We start from the raw sequence: 18,631 nt of genomic DNA on the forward strand, positions 1-18,631 counted from the left end.
AGATTAATTTTAGCGTTTTTACCCGGTGCAGGTTTCAATTTGTGCGAGGACAGACGTCTAAAAACATGCCGGGCTGTATATCAAAAAGTCGCTGCCGTTCAGACTAAACCGTCCCACTTCACGCATTCCAAGGCGCTGGTGAGCCTGAATGGAATGATAATTGTCAGCCTGAATAAACAGAACGGGGGCTTTATTACCGTAATATCGGCACATTTCATCGTACAAACCCGTCAGTAAGCCCTGACCACGGGCGGCCGTGCTGATGCAGACCGGGCCGTAAATCCAGCACTGCTGCGCGGGCGGCCAGGCACGAAGCATCGCGTTCACGATCTCCGGACCTTGCTGGAACGATGTGGTGCTAAATAACACGCCGTCGATCCCAGCGGCGGATTGCGCGACCACCACAAAGGCCCCCGGATGATTCAACATCCCGGCAACCTTTTCGCCAGGAAAATCCCCGTTCAGCGTTCCGCCATTCCCCGCTGAGTTTTCCTGAAGCAGGGCAGTGATGCCTGCCAGGTCCTGCGACGTTGCTTGCCTGATGACATATTTATCCGAACTGACCATGCTCTCCCCCTCCTGAACCGGTGTTGCGGTGGCGCGTTATCACGCCCACCTCTTCGATGTGTTCCCTACTGTATCCCCCGTCGCCCGCAGCCATTTTAACCATGTCGCTTTTACTGCCGACAGCAGGCAATGGCGGCACGCTGGATTGGCGATATGTGATTTTGCAGGATGTACCTGTGGAGGCGGAATATAAAGCCAGCTAACACATTCTCATAAAAAACCTGCTTCTAATCGCATAGAATACGCATACGCTTCCCCAGGTTTTCGGGGATGATTTTAGCCATCAAAAAGAGGAAGAATGATGTCTGATAAACCGTTGAAAATCGTCACGCTGCTGGGAAGCCTGAGAAAAGGCTCGTACAACGCAATGATTGCACAGGCGCTACCGCAACTGGCCCCACAGGGCGTGCTGATTGAGGCGCTTCCATCCATTCGTGATATTCCACTTTACGACGCCGATATTCAGCAAGAAGAAGGATTTCCTGCCCCTGTTGAAAAGATCGCTGAACAGATTCGTCTGGCAGATGGCGTGATTATCGTCACACCGGAGTACAACTATTCTGTCCCGGGCGGATTGAAAAATGCGATCGACTGGTTATCCCGCGTTCCCAATCAGCCGCTCGCGGGAAAACCGGTGGCGATTCAGACCAGCTCCATGGGCGCGATCGGTGGCGCGCGTTGCCAGTATCACCTGCGTCAAATTCTGGTGTTTCTTGACGCCATGGTACTGAACAAACCGGAATTTATGGGTGGTGTCATTCAGAATAAAGTTGATGAACAGGCGGGTAAGGTGATTGAGCAGGGCACGCTTGAGCATCTGGCCAGGCAATTAGCGGCATTCAGTGATTTTATCCGCAAAGTTAATTAGCCTGGTTTCACCGCAGGCGGTCTGAAAAAAACCACGCTTAAAAAAAGCGTGGTTTTTAAATTGAGGATTAGCGCAGTAAAGACAGCATGGTCTGTGGAACCTGATTGGCCTGTGCCAGTACAGATGAACCCGCCTGCTGCAGGATCTGCGCACGTGACATATTTGATACCTCGGTCGCATAGTCCGCGTCCTGAATACGGCTACGTGCAGCAGTCAGGTTAGTCACGGTATTATTCAGGTTGCTGATTGTAGATTCAAAGCGGTTTTGAGACGCACCCAACAGGCTACGTTGGCTGTCGACGGCCTTGATCGCTTTATCGATATCCGCCAACGGTGTGCTGCCAGAAGCGCTACCGCCGCTACCGCCAGTGACTGCACCTTTCAGCACGTCGAAGCCGATAGCCGCGGTGCTGCGGGCTGTACCATTAACCGTCTGCCCGGTTGTCACACTGGTGTTCTGCACAGTACCTGAAGAGGCGTTACCCGCTGCAGCCAAATCGAAGCTGTCACTTGAGCTAATGGTGATACCGATAGTCTGTCCATCCTGAGAACCGACCTGGAAATTATAAGTGCTGCTGCCAGAACCCGTGTTCAACACTTTAATGCCGTTGAAATCCGTCTGTTTCGTGTCACGGTCAATTTCCTGCATACGCTGGTTAACTTCGGCCTGGATAGAGTCGATATCAGAGGCTGAGTTAGAGCTGTTCTGCGCCTGAACAGTCAGGTCGCGGACGCGCTGCAGGTTGTTGTTTATTTCATCCAGCGCGCCTTCAGCCGTCTGAGACAACGAAATCCCATCATTGGCGTTACGCGCCGCAACCGTCAGACCGTTGATATTTGACGTAAAGCGGTTAGCAATGGCTTCGCCAGCGGCATCATCTTTGGCACTGTTGATGCGCAGACCCGATGACAGGCGCTCAATCGCCGTACCGAGAGATGACTGAGACTTATTCAGGTTATTTTGAGTAATTAACGACAGGACGTTAGTGTTGATGACTGACATGGTAAATTCCTTCTTATGAGAACGTATTATTTACGCATTATTATTATCGAACCCTTCCTGCTAAACTTTAATAAAAAACAGCCAGATAAGATTAATTATTGAATAAGTATTTTGTTGTAAAACCTCAGTTGTAAATATAAGAATTACCCGGAAAGAAATGATTATAACCCCACACAAAACCCAACCAAAAAACCAACTTCCTTAAGGTTAAAAACGTTTTGTTACAGCGTGAGGCTTTAAAAAGCACAGATGATTAAAGGCTTTACTCAGTTTTCCACAAAGCGTTTATCTGCGACCTTTTCTCTAAAAGATGCTTTCATTAGAGAAACTGCATTAAATATTTAAAAATATACTGGGTAAGATATATCATTAACGGAATATAAAAACCAATACTCACGTTAATGAGGTTTGTACAGGCGCAAGGTTAAAGCAGTGGCGTTGACGATACCGCGCGGCATAAAAAATTCTGCATTAGTTTTTGGCTTATGACAAAGGCGATGTGTCTTGTCAGCGTGCGAGCACTCGCCTAATGGATATTGGCGCGGCAATGCGACGAGGTTCTGGATAAAGAGTTACGCCAAATTCATGGCTTATGGATGCGATAAAAAAGTGCTATTGAGGGAGTAACCAAATACCAGAGAAAACCAGGGCCTTATAATGGATAAATGCTGATGGCGCAGGAGCACCATCAGCATGAGAGGCAGGATGTTCAGCCTTGTGGCAAAACGGCGTGAGGCAGGCGTTACATCTTCGCGAACTGGGCAGACAGATAATCACCCGTCTGCGTCATTGAAGAGACCAGCGTGCTCAGATTGGTAAATTCCGTTTTGTACTGTGCCATCACCGCAGTGATTTGATCGTTGACGGTATTGTACTGATCGGACAACTGTTTTAACGAGGTGTTAATCCCCGTGGTCGCATTTGATACTGTGCCGTTACTTGCCAGCATGTCATTCAGTTTATTGGTCACCTGAGTGGCGAAACCTGTTGTTTTTCCATCCCCCGTCAAAAAGCTTAAAACATCTGCGGGTTGGTTGGTTAAGGCGGCATTCAGCTTCGTACTGTCTACCGTCAGATCACCTTTATCGTCCTGCGTTATTCCGAGCTGAGAAAGTACCTGAATATTTCCTGTACCCTGAGGATCGGAAAATTGACTGCGCAGACTGGTCTGGATATTCATTAATGTATTATCCCCCAGCAAATCGCCATTATCTGTACTCTGCGCCTGTCCTGCCTGAACCGGGGTATAGTTTGTCTGGTCTGCGATGGTTTTCTGCAGCGAATTATACGCATCAACATACGACTGAACGGCTGTCGCCATTGGCGAGGTATCTGTAGCAATGGATAAGGTTTCAGGCGATCCGCTGTTAACTTTATTAAGATTCAGCGTTACGCCCTCCGGCGCATCCGTCACGATGTTGCTGCTGCGCGTGATAGATAATCCGTTAACCTTCAATTGAGCATCCTCAGCGGCAACCTGCTGTGTCATACCGTTATTACTCCCGCCCTGGCTATAGTTAATGTATTGCGACAATGTGGCATCATTTGTACTTACGGTCATGGCATTCGCCGTGCCGCTATCGCGCGCCGTCAGGGATAAATAGTAGGTATTGTCATTGGCCATAATCACACTGGCATTGACGCTACCTTGTTGCTTGTTAATCGCATCACGGATATCAGACAAGCTGGTCTGATTCTGATTTAACGTCACGGTTAATGGCGATTTCTGTCCAGGCTGGCTGATCGTAATCGTGCGTGATGCCATGCTGCTGTCGCCCAGATCGGTCGTTTCGTCGCTTGCCGATTTGGAGAGCAGGGACTGCGACGCCGCTAACTGGTCAACTTCAACAGAATAATTTCCAGCTGCAGCACCGCTGGCAAGCGTAGCCGTAAAGGCCGAATTCGAGCTGGTCACTTTTGTTGTCGCAATGCTGGAGGCATTTTCCAGCGCAGAGGCTGCGGTCTGCAATTTCGACATTGAACTTTGTACCACGCCCCAGGCCGTCAGTTGCGCATTATAAGACGCTTGCTGATTGGTAATGGGTGTCAGTTGCGCCTGTTCGGCTGACTGTATGTTGTCATATAAGGTATTGAGGTCGAGGTTAGTACCAGCGCCAAGTGTGCTTATGCTTGCCATATTCTTGTCCTGATGAAGTGACACCAGTGATTAAAATACAATGCATTAATTAGGTGTTTTTCTGATTTTAACGGTTGTTGCAAATCGGTTTATGGTCATTACGCGACTATCAATTTTTTGTTAAGCCGGTAAATATATGTTAACAGAATAACAAATTGTAATTATTAGGTGGTAGTATTTGCCGTATTTCCTGACGCCGTTATTCTCTCGTGTAAAACACCGTGATTATTAATCAACAGGTTATAGTCACGCCGCGCAACTTAAGTAAAATTCAGGCCAGCTAATCTCTAACGCAAGGTTATAAAGCATCCTTATAAGTTCCTGATCATCATTTCTGCCGCACGGATGCTAAACAGCCTAGTGATACTTAATACAAATTGCCTATCACCTTAAAATTATCATCAATTAATCAATGAGATTACGTAGGGTTATCGCATCTTTCTTAATGCTTTTATTAAGTGCGACGTGTTCATCACTGCATAAAATATTTTATGAGCCCGAAACCTTACATTTGTTACATGGATTTACAGCTCATATCGAAAGGCTAACAAAGCGCTGTATCAGGGGGCAGTTTGGTCATCAAAAGCCTTATGCCCGTCAGGTTTGCGAGAAGTAGTCAAAATTGCTACTAATTGCCGTAGCTGCGCGTAGGCCAGTAGGAACGCTGCCACTTTAAAGTGACAGCCCTGCACAAACTGTGAAGAGAAGGGTTACAAAAGTAATAAATGGAATGACCTGCCCACTGTATTAGATACAACGATCAGTTAGTAATGTCAGGTTGTTTACCTTCTATTTTTACATGTTTCCAGCTTGCTGCTAAAACTCTCAATAACTCCGTTCTGGGCCGGCTTGGCCGGCTGGATAAGACGCAGTTCCACGCCATGCTCAAAGGCCCATTGATCCCGTGCGAGGCAGGTGAATTCCGGTCCCTGAACGGTTCTTATCTTAGCCGGATAGCCACGAAAGAGCGTGATACTGTCCAGAATACGCGAGACCTGAACGCCTGAAATACCCAAAGCAGCGGTGATCGTCAGACACATATTTGTAAAATTACTAATAAATTCAATTACTTAAATTTACGTTCGCTGGTAAGTGCATCCATGGCAAATTCCATTGACCAGGTCCGGGCGAAGAAGCGGAAGCCGCTCAGGCGCCAGGCCCTTACGATGTCGTCTGCGCTTCACGCCCAGACCGTTAAGGTGGTAAATGCAGTATATCTGGGATGGGATTTTTTCTGACGTGTCAGAGGCAGCCTCTATTTTCAGATAATCGGGGATGAAGAGTGGCAGATGGCACGAGATATGCCATAAGTAGCGAAGCCATGCTATCTGTGATTTTGCCGACTGGCTCGCAACGTCAGCCGTGATTGTCTAGGGCATTTTTATACCGTTCATAAGCGGACAACCGGCAGGAAAAGCAGCCAGCGTTCTCCTAAAACGAACAGGATGTACAGCAAAAACGCCCGCGAGCCGTGGCTGCTTTTTACCAGCCTTATGGGATATAAGCCGCGGGTGATAATTAAAATATACAGCCGCCCTATGCAAACAGAGCAGAACTTCAGAGATGAGAAAAGTGAGCGGCTACGGTCTGGGACTTCGGGCAAGTAAAAGCTGGGGAGAAAAGCGGATATCGATGCTTTGCCTGGTCGCGACACTTTACAGCATCATCATGTGGCTGACAGGGTATTACCCTGAAAGTAAGGGAATAAACAGATGGTTTCAGGCTAATAGTGTGAAGTCGCGGAGGGTATTGTCGTATCTGACATTGAGTGAGAATGTCATCCGGCAGTCACCGGGGAGCCTGTCAGGCATTAACCCCGACAGGGTATATGCCGAGATGGCGAGAACCTATTGAAACATCATCATGGTGTATTGATGATGTTTCTGGGGATCCTTCAGACCGTAAGGGGCTTACTGATTTGGCCGTTCAGGTAAAACCTTACCGATCAGATAGACAACCGCGATAGACAAACCAATCGCTATCAGTCTTTCATGCCAGGTTTCATAGTGAAAGAACCAATAGCAGCACAGCAGGAGAAGCAACCCACCTATGATTGCACCTGACGCTTCTATGAGGCTATACATGATGCGTTTACCTAAGCTCAATTTGGCAGGCCTATTATCTCTCATTAGCATTAACCTCCTTGTCTACCATCTCAATGATCCTTTCAAAGGCAGTGACCTGTCCCCCAGTATTAGATACAACCTTCAGTTAGTAATGTCGGTTGGTTTTTCTTAATGTTTCCCGTTTCGCCAGCTTGCTGCAAATTCAGACGGCGTTTGGTAATTCAGCGATGAATGAGGTCTGGAATGGAATGTACTGACGTTAAGGTTTATGGCTCCGGGGAGGATAATTTATCCGTACGAGCTGTACATGACGCTGCAATTAGTCATTTTTCGCGCCGTACGCCTATTTCTCCGTACCCGAACGGGCCTGCTTATTCGTAGCACCAGCGTCCTGCGTGGGCTGATTCGATTAACATTGCAATGGTAAAGTCAGGAACTTCAGGAACGCTTCGCCGACGGCGGAAAGGATTCAGTATCATCAGCAGTGGCGGCTCGGGTGGATAGTACGTTTCAATAGAGAAATTCTCCCTGCTAACGTTGAATTGCATAAAAAATTCATTCATCAGCGACTGCGCCTCGTCTTTACTGAGATGGAGATCCGCATCCAGATCGGTTTCTGGCCTGAGTTCCTGCGCTGTGAAAACGCCGCGTCCGTTATGACGCTTAACCAGTGCGTAAATTTTCTCATCCAGTTCGTCGATTACCATAGTTTGTCATCCCCCCGTGCTATCCGGTTGTATTCCACAACGCTGTGATAACCAATCTGTGAAACATCAGCAGCCAGAATGACCCAGCCCGGTCCAGGTACCAATCTGCGCCACCATCCGTATTCTGAGAGTTGAAGGCGGATAACCTCCGACAAAGGAAGGGAGCTTTATGCCCCAGGGGAATTTGGCATCACCAAATACGCGCCTTGCAGCTTTTGAAGCATACGACGTTCCGGTAACCGTACCGCCAGGTTTTCTGCGTGTGGCGATGATATTGCGTCCTGAGAGTATGGCCACAATGGCACTGAAATCACGCACACCCAGTTGAAGAGCGACCTGTTCACAGAAAATTATAAAGAACAGTTCACCGGCAGAGAGATTCGGGCGCCCGGCATAGAAATAGGTCTGTCCCAGCTCCTCAGTTGTATCCACTTCCTGCTCCCGTAATCGCAGTTGCAGCTATATTCCTGATGTGAGTCTGAAGATACCGCTGAGAATGATGACTGGCAACCTGACCGTCAGGTATGCATGACCCGCCATCTGCGGGACTGACATCAGTTTCCTTCTGCCTTTTCCTCTTTCTGGTAAACCGGATCGGAGCCCTTTGGCAGAGTCAGGGAAATCTGGTGTTAACAGACGAGGCGCTCACGGAAATATTCCCGCAGCGCCTCAGGATGCTGCAGTTCTGTTTCCATCGGGATGACAGGTTTATTCATCAGCTCTTTCAGGCAACGCCCGAGGCAGCATTTTCAATGAGGTAACAGATGGACGACGTTTACTCGACATTTTTCGCATAAAAAATGACATTACTCGTCCGGATACCCGCCTTCTCTTGACCACCATTATTTCGGGTCAATACAGCCCGTATTACACCTGCATAATCCGTCAGGTCAGGGATTCACCCCATGTTCTCGATGACTTGCTGTACCACGAAAGCGAGCTGGAAATAAGGGAGCATTACACCGATACAGGGGGTTCACTGATCATGTCTTTGCCCTGATGCATCTGCTGGGATGTGTGTTTTGTCCGCGAATCAGAGATCTCCAAGACAAGAAGTTTTTTAGCAAAGGGAAAGCAGACCAATACCGGCGCTTCAGTCACTGATATCAACGACCACACTTAATCTGAAAGAGATCGAAATTCACTGGCGTGAAGTGCTGCGTCTGGCAACCTCGATAAAGCAGGGGACCGTGTATATAGAAAGAGTGATCGATGCCCTGAAACGTAAGGGGCTGAAGCTCAACGAACAACTGCTGTCGCATCTGTCACCATCAGGGTGGGAGCATATCAATCTGACAGGCGATTAGATCTGGAAAGCAACCGTATACCGACTTCCGATAAATTTCGTCGGCTGAGACCAGCTAAAGTCGAAAGGTTAAAAAAAGCCTTAACGTACAATAATTTTCGATATCCAAACTGCCCCCTGTCAGGTATTAATTCCCCTGATCTGGACGCTTATTTTAAAACGCTCGGTTAGAAGTAACGGGATAGAGGTTTTTAATTTTACAGGCGTTTTACCTGCAGCGGTTCAGCGCTACCGCAAAAAGCGTGCGTCAAACCGGAAGGGGATGTCGCGGGCCTGCTTAACAATCGCATTGAACGCGGGATGTTCAGGATTAAGCAGATAGTTTGATTCCACCGGCGAGAGGGCGCTGGGCACGCGTAATGCCACGGAACCACCACTTTGTACCCAGGCATCCCCGAACAGGCGCAATGCAGCAGGCCCTTCCGGTGCAGCCCAGTCGGCGGGTAGCTGATTGATATCAACCCACTCAATCAGTCGATCGGGAACCTCTATACTCAGGAGTGTAAAAGAGTCCAGCACGCTGGCGCTTTGCAGATGGATCAGCGTCTCCAGCATGGTCAGCGAGGCCGTTTCAGAAGCATAAACCATCGACACACCGACGCTGTTCCAGCGACCGCCACCTTCACGCGCACCAAAACCACTCCAGGCCGATCCCAGATAACGCGTCTTAGTCATGCGGTAGAGCTTCACGAATAAACACCGTGTTCGAGTCGGGTAATGAGTTTCAGTACTTCATAAGCCCCGGTTTCAGACGCCACCAGATCGGCCGGTTTTTTATTGCCCAACGCGCGTGCAGGCTCATTGAGCCACTGGCGTGCTTTTTCTTTATCGCCCTCAAACAGCTCAACGGCACGATCCATCACGCGAATAAATCGCACCAGCCGTTCGCTCTGTTCTGCAGTGAAGCGACTCTTTACGCTACGAGTAAATGTCGAGCCGGCGATGCCGGTCATCCGACGCAGCTCTGCCTGAGAGATTTGCGCCCACGTGACAATGCGACTGGCGACCGTACCGTCAAGGCCATCATCGATTTGATCCATCAGCACAACGCCGTCCGCACTGCTCAGACCGGCAAACTGCCACAGGCGATCGGGTTTTGCCGCGGATGCGGGTAATGTGAATTGTTTCATGATCACCTCCATTTGGTTATTTGATTATAGCCAAATGGCGATAGGGTTCAATGCGCCATTTTTTGCGCTGTCATATTTAGAAAATAAACCCGGTTTATTCTTTTTTTGGCGGAGAAAACGGGGAAGGTAAGCAACACATCCTTCGGTTTTGATCTGGCATTCTGTGGTCAATAGCTGACAGAAGAAAGGGACATGCGCAGTAAGAGGGATGAACAGGGGCGATAACAGCCGAAGTCGCCTGTCTGCGTGCGGCTGACGACAAGCAGGTCAGTCAGTTGAACGTCATCATCACAGGTAAGCGGCACTCTGTGCTGTCTCTCGCTGTTTCGCATGACTTTTGCCATGACAGGATAGTCACCGTGACGAAAGATTGTCGGTGACTGTGATATATTGCCGCTCTTAGTAGTGCAGGCGCTGGGTTCAACCGATAGGGACTATCCGTTATGAAACGACACGACATCAACTCTTCAACATTATTTCGCAGTGCGGGATTCGATCCGACGTCTGGGGTGCTGGAACTTGAGTACCGCAACGGTACGTGCCGCCGCTGGCTTGCTGTACCGGCCCATACCTATCAGGGATTCTGTGCAGCCGTCGATCAGGACGCGTTTTTTCGCGAAAGCATCGACAACCGTTTTTTTTCTATGTATCAAAAGAGTGATGCATAGCGATATAAGATGACGGCTCATTTTTTCAGGCATGGCGGTGAAGATAAGCGTCAAACGCCGTCTTTCTCGCTAAGTGGATAGGGCGACGGCGATAAGGTGATTTTGCGGGTCCGTGCGAATTATCTTCCCTTCAAAGCAATCATTGAAACACTCAATGATTGCCTGAAAAGGACCGCTCAGATAACCCACTAATGGGCTACTTACCGCCACTGAATTACATCATTTGCGGTTCGCGAATCGCGTTACCTTTCTCGAAACGTGACAGACGATAAGGTGCGATGTCTGTATAAACGGGATTATTCGTCAGCAACTGTGCGCACAAAAGCCCTGCGCCGGGACCAATGGCGAAGCCATGTCCACTGAAGCCGGAAGCAATAAACATCCCTGGTATTGCACTTACCTCATCAATGACGGGCACTAAATCAGGTGTGGTGTCAATCCAGCCCGCCCAGGCATAATCAACTTTTATCCCATTCAATTCTGGAAATAAACGGGTCAACTCCGCAAGACCATTGCGAATGATGCTGTTATCCGGGTTGGGATCAAGGACACGGATTTTTTCAAACGGTGAACGGCTGTCATGATGCCAGCTTCCAGCCGCTTCAGGGCCCGAAAAGAACGAGCTGTTAAGCCGGACCTTGAGCTTTTTAGCCACTTTACTGCGATACATTGGATAGAACTTTGCAGCATAACGGATGTTTTGCGGTGCCAAATCAATTTGTCCAAGACCGGGCACGGCAACGGTATAACTGCCATCCTCACGGCGGCGAAGGCAAAGGTTAGGTGTACTCAGACATCCTTTCACCACTTCAGGCGCAGCGGTCGTTTTGAACACCGTGCCCAAAATATTCGCTGCAGGGAGTTCAATGCCATATTGTCTGCAAAAACGTGAACTCCATGCTCCACCACAACAGATAACCCGGCTGGCGTTTACCCGCCCGCGTTCTGTCCATACACCTGAGACCCGGCCCGCACTAATGTCCAGTGCGCGCACCGCGCAGTGCTGAAATATGCTGGCACCCAAATTTTGCGCACCGCGAGCGATGGCCGGCGCTGCCTGCGAAGGTTCCGCGCGACCATCAGTAGGTGACCACACGCCGCCTCGCCAGGCCGTTTTATCTCCAATCCGTGCCTGAGCTTCCTGCGCAGATAAGAGATGACTGGTAAAGCCCATTTGCTTCGCTTGCTGACCCCATGTTTCCCAACGCGCCAGATCAGCATCGTTGACTGTGCCATAGAGAATGCCGCTGCGCCTGAAACCAAGATCCATTCCGATTTCGGCACTCAGTTCATCCCAGCGCTGTAGGCTGCGCATCGCCATAGGCAGTTCATACAAGTCACGATTCTGCTGGCGCACCCAGCCCCAGTTCCGGCCAGACTGTTCACCGGCAATAACGCCTTTTTCAAACAGGGCCACTGAAACGCCCTGTTTCGCCAGTTCATAGGCCGTTGACGTACCAATAATGCCACCGCCTATCACAACAACATCGACAGTGGTGGGGAAGACGGAGCTGTCATGGACGCTATCGACCTTGATTCGCATGGGTTAACCTTGTTTCAGATATGATGTCGCGGCGGAATATGCATAATCCACAATACACGGGCTTCTGTGTCGCTATCGTTGAAAATATTATGCGGGAGATGGCTTTTAAACTGAAAACTGTCACCCGCTTCGATTAAGGTTTTCCCCCCCTCTACCTCAAGGGTCAGTTTACCTTCCATTACTACACCTGCTTTTTCACCCGTGCCTGTCAGCATCTCTTCTGAACGTGTGCGCGGAGGAATACTGATATACATAAACTGAATATCGTGTTCGCCTGAGGGCGATAACATCTCTTTAGTTATCCCCAGTTTGCCAACATGAAAGTGCGGCCGCTCATGCCTGCGTCGCACGTAATGCTCTGCGCCCGGCCGCATTACGTCATCTTGTTCAAGGAAGGCTGTCAGTGGCACATCTAAGACCACTCGGAGTTGCTCCAGAACGCGTATCGTAGGGTTAGCCAGATTACGTTCAATCTGGCTAATTGCGCCCGCTGACACATTAGCCTGTTGCGCCAGCTCTTTGATCGTCATGCTACGAGACTTACGAATTAATTTTAAACGTATACCAATGTTAGCCTCTGCTGCACTCAGCTCCTCTGCGTGCATTACCGCTGTTTTCATAACCATGCTCCTTAAGGTTTGTCGCGTCCCTGTGTGAAAGCGCGATCAGGGCATTCCCCATTTAGCTTTAATTTTTTGCAGTGACCCATCTGCTTTCATTGCTGTCAGCGCGTTATTAATATCGGCAAGCAGCTTATCGTTGCCTTTTTTCACACCAAACGCCATGGGCGAAATATGCTCGGGTTTATAATCATCTACAACGTGCATACCTTTAAAAGATCCGGTTTTTTCCTGAACTTTCAAAATAGGATAATCATTCATGCCTGCCGCGATACGACCTAGTGACAAATCGCGCATCATATCTGAAGGGCTATCGTAGACTTTGACTTCTTTAGCAATGCCGCTTTTTATAAGGCTTTGCGTGTAGTCAGTGCCTGTCATAGTACCCACGATTTCGTCCTTAAGATCTTGTTGCGAATGGTAGGTTTTTTTATTGTCATCACGCACGACGAGTCCAGGCCCAAATGCAGTCACCGGCTGAGAAAAGGAGATGCGTTTTTCTCGCTCTGGCGTCGGTGTCATTCCCGCCACGATCATGTCAATTTTGCCTGCAATAACAGACTGAATAAGGGTGGAGAAGGGCACGGCGCTAAAATTAATCTCCAGATGCTGACGCCTGGCCACTTCGGCGGCGACATCGGGCATGAATCCTTCGATTTTTCCCGTTTTTGTATCCAGAAAGGTCGTTGGCGCACTGGATGGCGGGGAGCCCGCCGTCAACAACGCCGCATTAACACTGCAAGTGAAGCCTAATGCGGCAAACAACAAAGCCACACTTACGCACGATCGGTTAGACATGACGCACTCCTGCTTAAAACGGGGACCATTAACTTCAATATAATGAAATTAATTATCCTGCTGTCAATCATTTCTTTTCTAAAAAAAATCCCCCCTCACAAATGAGCATCAAACCCTTTGATTTGCGACTATAAGCGATCTTAAATGAAGGTTGTCGTACAAATAAGTTAATGCTATGACGCCATGAGAGGAAAAGTTTGACAGTATTTAACGGGGGAATATTCATTAAAATGAATTTTTAGCATGCCACCTAACACCGGCTGGAGCGCATAATGGACTGGAGCAGCATTCATGTATATCTCCCTTTTCTCTTGAAAGGGGCTGAAATGACAATCTACATCACACTGTTGTCGTTACTTATCAGTACGCCGCTCGGCCTGATCTTTGCTGCTGCAAAAATGTGCCCTTTTAAAATCATTTCATGGCCTGTCGCTGTCATCATTAACATCACCCGTGCGTTGCCCATGATTGTGGTGCTGTTTTACATCTACTTCGTTTTTCCCGACATTGGTATCACCCTTACCTCTTTTCAGGCCAGCGTGATCGGTATTGCTTTCTGTTTTTCTACCTTCCTCGCAGAGATCTTTCGTTCTGGCATTGAATCCGTGGATCGCGGTCAACTGGAAGCTGCACGTTCTATGGGAATGAGTTTTAGTAAAGCGATGCGGCGGGTCATATTGCCTCAGGCCTTTCATGTTGCACTGCCGCCTTACAGCAACACCCTGGTGATGATGCTTAAAGATTCGGCTCTTGCTTCAACGATCGCGGTAACCGAAATGACACGCCAGGGACAGCTTCTTGCTGCCTCGACCTTTGATAACACAACGGTATATACCCTGGTGGCGTTACTTTACCTGACGTTATGCATGCCATTGCTGGCCTTTACCAAACACCTTGAAAATCGTCAGAAAAGAGGAGCCTGAGATGATTGAAATTATTGATGTTCATAAGCGCTTTGGCTCAGTAGAAGTGCTTAAAGGGGTCAGTTTTCGCGTCGAAGAGGGCGAAGTGGTTTGTCTGGTTGGACCTTCAGGTTCCGGAAAGTCCACGGTGCTGCGCTGTATAAACGGGCTTGAGACGTATGAAAACGGTCAAATTCGCGTTCTCGGTCAGCACGTTGATAATAAGAGCAAAAATATCAATTTGCTCCGACGCCAGATAGGTATGGTTTTTCAGCGCTTTAATCTCTTTCCCCATCGCAATGTGCTTGAGAACGTGATGGAAGGCCCGATTTACGTTAATGGCGAATCACGCAATGCCGCAGAAAAACGCGCGAGAGAATTGCTGGAAAGAGTAGGGCTGGCAGACAAGGTTTCCGCGTGGCCTGCGCAACTTTCAGGTGGTCAGCAGCAGCGTGTGGCCATTGCCCGAACACTGGCGCTACAGCCCAAAGCGATTCTTTTTGACGAACCCACCTCCGCCCTGGACCCCGAACTGGTCGGTGAAGTGTTGCAGGTTATGCGTAATCTGGCACAACAAGGCATGACAATGATCGTTGTCACACACGAGATGCAATTTGCACGAGAGGTCGCGGATCGCGTTTGTTTCCTGCATAGCGGGCAAATTGTGGAACAGGGGCAAGCCGAACAGGTCTTGCTGCGTCCTCAGGAAGCACGCACCCAGGATTTCTTGCGTCGGGTTCTGAGGGACTCCGGCGTGTCGAATATGATGAATGCGTAAACGTCAGAAAAAGCAGTCCTGATTACGTAAAAATAGTTATTACGCGTTGTCAGTGCTGCGTCTTTCTGGCAGCTGCGGGGCCGGGAGAGTAAATGAACATATGACCGGGGGATCGGTGAACCTGTGTTGTGTGCATTCCCACGTTCATTTACCACCAGACCGTTCTGCTTTGCTGCATGGTCCTTTTAAGCCCGAAGCTGAATGCCTTTGATAATGATGTCCTGAACACTCTTCACCGTTTGTTCAAAAAACACCGGATCGCTGAGCGTTTTACCGGTGATCGCCTCAACCTGCACGCCAAAATCTGCGTAATGCTGCGTAGTTGCCCACAGCATAAAAATCAGCTGCATCGGATCGACCGGTGCGATCAGCTCGTCTTTAATCCAGCCGCGAATAACATCCGATTTATCTTCCACCAGCGTTTTCAGGCTGCCACCCAGTTCCTGTTTTAGCAGTGGCGCGCCCTGCACCATCTCCAGACAAAACAATCTCGACGCCTGAGGATGGTCGCGGGATACGCACAGTTTCAGACGGATATATTCGCGTATGGCTTCCAGTGGATGCTGATCGGACTGCAATGCTTTAAGCGGTGCTAACCAGATATCCAGCAGCCCTTTCAGCACCGCAATATATAAATCTTCTTTCGAGGGAAAGTAATAAAACAGATTGGTTTTTGAGACGTCAGCACGTTCCGCAACCTGCTCCAGTCGGGTGCCGTGGAAGCCATACAACGAAAAAAATTCCAGTGCAGCCTGCATGATAGCGCTACGTTTGGCGGCGACCGCCCGCGAGCGGCGCGTCAATGATTTCGACGCTGCCTGAGGGGACTTGCTTTCACCGGCGGCAGATTCCGGGCTTTTTACCAATGGCTTCACAACGTCTCCATGACATAAATATCAAGGTGGAAAGCATAACAAATAGGGATAGGGGCGACTATCGTCATGCACGCCATTTATGAAAGCGGCGAAATAAGATCCCGCTTAACCGACTATTTAATAAATTTGCACCATTTGCGCTCAATCCTGCCTGATTTATGTGCAGTTTTTTTTGAACAAATGGTCTGAAACAGACCAACTGCTCCATAAAAAAATCAAACCCTGATTTAACCTCATGAAAATAAAGATTTTTAAAAACATGGCATCCACTTTGCAATTGTTCTCTCGTCAGGAGATTTCAGCACGGTGCAATCAGGAACCCGCAGGATGCACTTAAGCCGCGCAGATATTTTCGCAAGCCCTTGTTGTGGTCCTTATTATTTTCAATCGAGGTGAGCTATGAAAATCGGTGTCTTTATTCCTATCGGCAACAACGGTTGGCTAATTTCAGAAACTGCGCCGCAGTACAAACCTACCTTCGAACTGAACAAAACCATTGTGCAGAAAGCCGAGCACTATCATTTCGATTTTGCGCTTTCGATGATCAAACTGCGCGGCTTCGGCGGTAAAACTGAATTCTGGGAACACAACATGGAATCGTTCACGTTGATGGCCGGTCTGGCTGCCGTGACCTCCCGCATTCAGCTTTACGCGACTGCCGCTACGTTGGTGATGCCACCGGCAATCGTTGCACGTATGGCTGCCACCATCGATTCCATCTCCAATGGCCGGTTCGGCGTGAACGTCGTCACCGGCTGGCAGAAACCGGAATACGAGCAAATGGGCATGTGGCCAGGCGATGACTATTTCAGCCGCCGCTATGATTACCTGACCGAATATGTCAGCGTGCTGCGCGACTTATGGGGCACGGGCCACTGCACGCTCGACGGTGAATTCTTCAAAATGGACGACTGCCGCGTCAGCCCGCGTCCGCAAAGCCAAATGAAAGTCATCTGCGCCGGGCAAAGCGACGCAGGCATGGCGTTCTCCGCCAAACACGCCGACTTCAACTTCTGTTTCGGCAAAGGCGTCAACACACCCACCGCTTTTGCGCCGACCGCCGCGCGCATGAAAACGGCGGCAGAAGCCGAAAACCGCGACGTCTCCTCTTACGTTTTGTTCATGGTGATTGCCGACGAAACCGACGAAGCCGCCCGCGCCAAATGGGAATTGTACAAAGCCGGAGCCGATGCCGATGCGCTCTCCTGGCTCACCGACCAGAGCAGTAAAGACACCAAATCTGGTGCGGATACCAACGTCCGCCAGATGGCCGATCCGACTTCCGCGGTCAATATCAACATGGGCACGCTGGTCGGTTCTTACGCCAGCGTCGCCAGAATGCTCGATGAAATCGATACGGTTCCCGGCGCAGGCGGCGTGCTGCTGACCTTCGACGATTTCGTCAACGGTATCGAAAACTTTGGTCGTTACATCCAGCCATTAATGAAAACCCGCCAGCACATCGGCATTGAGCAGAAAGAGGTCGCATGATGAACGTTGTTGAGAATCAGACAGTGGTCCGCCGCGCGCCCCAAAATACCGGCAAGGAAACGATCCTCACAGCCCGTCCTGAAGCCATTGCCTTCACGCCGCAACAAACGGCGCTGATTGTGGTGGATATGCAAAATGCCTACGCGACTCAAGGCGGTTATCTTGATCTGGCGGGCTTTGATGTCTCTGCCACTGCGCCAGTGATTGCCAATATCAAAGTGGCGATAGCCGCTGCACGCGCTGCGGGCATCAAAGTGATTTTCTTCCAGAACGGCTGGGACAATCAGTACGTCGAAGCGGGCGGTGCCGGTTCACCGAACTACCATAAATCCAATGCGCTGAAAACGATGCGCAAACGCCCGGAACTGATGGGTAAACTGCTGGCGAAAGGCGACTGGGATTATGACCTGGTCGATGAACTGCAGCCGCAGCCAGGCGATATTGTATTGCCCAAACCGCGCTACAGCGGTTTCTTTAATACGCAGCTCGACAGTCTGCTGCGCAGTTACGGCATTCATCATCTGGTATTTACCGGCATTGCGACCAACGTATGCGTCGAATCCACCCTGCGTGACGGCTTCTTCCTGGAGTATTTCGGTGTTGTGCTGGAAGACGCGACACATCAGGCCGGCCCGGAATTTGCGCAGAAAGCCGCCATTTATAACATCGAAACGTTCTTTGGCTGGGTCTCCAGCGTGGGTAACTTCTGCGACGCGCTAGGTTACAAAACTGAACAAAATGCGGCCTGACCGCTTTATAAAAAGGACGATAAACGATGCCTAAAAGCGCCATTATTCCGGCTGGCAGCGGTGTTCCGCTGGCGCCTTTCGTTCCAGGTACTCTCGCCGATGGCGTGGTGTACGTTTCGGGTACATTGCCTTTTGATAAAGACAATAACGTCGTGCATGTCGGTGATGCCGCCGCGCAAACCCGTCACGTGCTGGAGATCATCAAAAGCGTGATCGAAACCGCAGGCGGCAGCATGGATGACGTCACCATGAACTCGATTTTTATCACCGACTGGGCAAATTACGGCGCGGTGAATCAGGTGTACGCCGAATACTTTCCGGGCGAAAAACCGGCCCGGTTCTGTATTCAGTGCGGCCTGGTGAAACCCGATGCGCTGATCGAAATCGCGTCCATTGCGCATATTGGCCGGTGATCCGTCCGAG

At 49.6% G+C, this 18,631-nt stretch carries 18 protein-coding genes and 4 pseudogenes; 9 read left to right on the top strand and 13 right to left on the bottom strand.

The annotated features are described in order from the left end of the window. Positions 1-57 precede the first annotated feature (57 nt). Complete coding sequence (locus tag QNH99_RS21900; RefSeq protein ID WP_410517763.1) at positions 58-567, bottom strand: GNAT family N-acetyltransferase; 510 nt, start codon at positions 565-567, stop codon at positions 58-60. Between the two features lie 301 nt (positions 568-868). On the opposite strand from QNH99_RS21900, the gene QNH99_RS21905 reads away from it, so the two are divergent. Continuing rightward, a complete protein-coding gene (locus QNH99_RS21905; RefSeq protein WP_109717652.1) occupies positions 869-1,435 on the top strand; it encodes an NADPH-dependent FMN reductase in 567 nt (188 codons plus the stop codon). Positions 1,436-1,502: 67 nt separating this feature from the next. Here QNH99_RS21905 and QNH99_RS21910 read toward each other — a convergent pair whose 3' ends face one another. From QNH99_RS21910 to QNH99_RS21920, 3 genes and pseudogenes are all read right to left on the bottom strand, one after another. Next, a complete protein-coding gene (locus QNH99_RS21910; RefSeq protein ID WP_109717651.1) occupies positions 1,503-2,438 on the bottom strand; it encodes a flagellin in 936 nt (311 codons plus the stop codon). 742 nt (positions 2,439-3,180) lie between these two features. Beyond that, positions 3,181-4,575, bottom strand: coding sequence for a flagellar filament capping protein FliD (gene fliD / locus QNH99_RS21915; RefSeq protein WP_109717650.1), 1,395 nt, complete (start codon positions 4,573-4,575; stop codon positions 3,181-3,183). Positions 4,576-5,366: 791 nt separating this feature from the next. Beyond that, a pseudogene (locus QNH99_RS21920) lies at positions 5,367-5,795 on the bottom strand (DDE-type integrase/transposase/recombinase); the annotation flags it as partial. Here QNH99_RS21920 and QNH99_RS21925 point away from each other — a divergent pair. Next, positions 5,793-6,429 (top strand): annotated as a pseudogene (locus QNH99_RS21925) (IS4 family transposase); the annotation flags it as partial. The pseudogenes QNH99_RS21920 and QNH99_RS21925 sit on opposite strands and share 3 nt — an antisense overlap. A gap of 583 nt (positions 6,430-7,012) precedes the next feature. On the opposite strand, the gene QNH99_RS21930 reads toward QNH99_RS21925, so the two are convergent. The 3 genes and pseudogenes from QNH99_RS21930 to QNH99_RS21940 all read right to left on the bottom strand — a co-directional run bounded on the left by QNH99_RS21930 (position 7,013) and on the right by QNH99_RS21940 (position 8,064). Further along, positions 7,013-7,348, bottom strand: coding sequence for a DUF1493 family protein (locus tag QNH99_RS21930; RefSeq protein ID WP_410517764.1), 336 nt, complete (start codon positions 7,346-7,348; stop codon positions 7,013-7,015). Beyond that, positions 7,342-7,780, bottom strand: a pseudogene (locus tag QNH99_RS21935) (STM2901 family protein). The gene QNH99_RS21930 and the pseudogene QNH99_RS21935 overlap by 7 nt, the downstream one beginning before the upstream one ends. Before the next feature lie 197 nt (positions 7,781-7,977). Further along, the gene (locus tag QNH99_RS21940) at positions 7,978-8,064 is read right to left on the bottom strand and encodes a hypothetical protein (protein ID WP_145394437.1); all 87 of its coding nucleotides are present in this window, start codon (positions 8,062-8,064) and stop codon (positions 7,978-7,980) included. 122 nt (positions 8,065-8,186) lie between these two features. Here QNH99_RS21940 and QNH99_RS21945 point away from each other — a divergent pair. Beyond that, positions 8,187-8,825, top strand: a pseudogene (locus QNH99_RS21945) (Tn3 family transposase); the annotation flags it as partial. Positions 8,826-8,882: 57 nt separating this feature from the next. Here the strand turns inward: QNH99_RS21945 and QNH99_RS21950 are convergent. Both QNH99_RS21950 and QNH99_RS21955 read right to left on the bottom strand, forming a co-directional pair. Further along, positions 8,883-9,344 (bottom strand): RES family NAD+ phosphorylase, encoded by a 462-nt coding sequence (locus QNH99_RS21950; protein ID WP_063876891.1) that lies wholly within the window; start codon positions 9,342-9,344, stop codon positions 8,883-8,885. Next, a complete protein-coding gene (locus QNH99_RS21955; protein ID WP_145394357.1) occupies positions 9,341-9,784 on the bottom strand; it encodes an antitoxin Xre/MbcA/ParS toxin-binding domain-containing protein in 444 nt (147 codons plus the stop codon). Before QNH99_RS21955 ends, QNH99_RS21950 begins: the two co-directional genes overlap by 4 nt. 443 nt (positions 9,785-10,227) lie before the next feature. On the opposite strand from QNH99_RS21955, the gene QNH99_RS21960 reads away from it, so the two are divergent. Continuing rightward, on the top strand, positions 10,228-10,452 hold the full coding sequence (locus tag QNH99_RS21960; protein WP_063876889.1) for a KTSC domain-containing protein: 225 nt from the start codon (positions 10,228-10,230) through the stop codon (positions 10,450-10,452). A gap of 214 nt (positions 10,453-10,666) precedes the next feature. On the opposite strand, the gene QNH99_RS21965 is transcribed toward QNH99_RS21960, so the two are convergent. The 3 genes from QNH99_RS21965 to QNH99_RS21975 are packed head-to-tail and all read right to left on the bottom strand — an operon-like array spanning position 10,667 to position 13,413. Further along, positions 10,667-11,995, bottom strand: a complete 1,329-nt coding sequence (locus QNH99_RS21965) for an NAD(P)/FAD-dependent oxidoreductase (protein ID WP_241567998.1) — start codon at positions 11,993-11,995, stop codon at positions 10,667-10,669. Between the two features lie 14 nt (positions 11,996-12,009). Beyond that, positions 12,010-12,615, bottom strand: coding sequence for a helix-turn-helix domain-containing protein (locus tag QNH99_RS21970; RefSeq protein ID WP_096011585.1), 606 nt, complete (start codon positions 12,613-12,615; stop codon positions 12,010-12,012). 45 nt (positions 12,616-12,660) lie between these two features. Then, complete coding sequence (locus tag QNH99_RS21975; protein WP_063876886.1) at positions 12,661-13,413, bottom strand: ABC transporter substrate-binding protein; 753 nt, start codon at positions 13,411-13,413, stop codon at positions 12,661-12,663. Between the two features lie 272 nt (positions 13,414-13,685). On the opposite strand from QNH99_RS21975, the gene QNH99_RS21980 reads away from it, so the two are divergent. Both QNH99_RS21980 and QNH99_RS21985 read left to right on the top strand, forming a co-directional pair. Continuing rightward, complete coding sequence (locus tag QNH99_RS21980) at positions 13,686-14,336, top strand: amino acid ABC transporter permease (protein WP_063876885.1); 651 nt, start codon at positions 13,686-13,688, stop codon at positions 14,334-14,336. Between the two features lies 1 nt (position 14,337). Next, positions 14,338-15,093 carry an amino acid ABC transporter ATP-binding protein gene (locus QNH99_RS21985; RefSeq protein WP_063876884.1) on the top strand — a complete coding sequence of 252 codons (756 nt, stop codon included), beginning with the start codon at positions 14,338-14,340 and terminating at the stop codon, positions 15,091-15,093. Between the two features lie 185 nt (positions 15,094-15,278). Here the strand turns inward: QNH99_RS21985 and rutR are convergent, their stop codons facing one another. After that, positions 15,279-15,968, bottom strand: a complete 690-nt coding sequence (gene rutR, locus QNH99_RS21990) for an HTH-type transcriptional regulator RutR (protein ID WP_410517700.1) — start codon at positions 15,966-15,968, stop codon at positions 15,279-15,281. Positions 15,969-16,367: 399 nt separating this feature from the next. On the opposite strand from rutR, the gene rutA reads away from it, so the two are divergent. From rutA to rutC, 3 genes are read left to right on the top strand one after another with little or no spacing between them, the layout of a single operon-like run. Continuing rightward, complete coding sequence (gene rutA, locus QNH99_RS21995) at positions 16,368-17,459, top strand: pyrimidine utilization protein A (RefSeq protein ID WP_410517701.1); 1,092 nt, start codon at positions 16,368-16,370, stop codon at positions 17,457-17,459. Continuing rightward, positions 17,456-18,208, top strand: a complete 753-nt coding sequence (rutB, locus tag QNH99_RS22000) for a pyrimidine utilization protein B (protein WP_410517702.1) — start codon at positions 17,456-17,458, stop codon at positions 18,206-18,208. The genes rutA and rutB overlap by 4 nt, the downstream gene beginning before the upstream one ends. 26 nt (positions 18,209-18,234) lie before the next feature. Then, positions 18,235-18,621: a pyrimidine utilization protein C gene (gene rutC / locus QNH99_RS22005; RefSeq protein WP_096011583.1), complete on the top strand. Its 387-nt coding sequence runs from the start codon at positions 18,235-18,237 to the stop codon at positions 18,619-18,621. The last annotated feature ends 10 nt before the right edge of the window (positions 18,622-18,631 follow it).

Source organism: Pantoea allii, assembly GCF_046529425.1.
In the GTDB taxonomy this organism is placed as follows: Bacteria; Pseudomonadota; Gammaproteobacteria; order Enterobacterales; family Enterobacteriaceae; genus Pantoea; species Pantoea allii.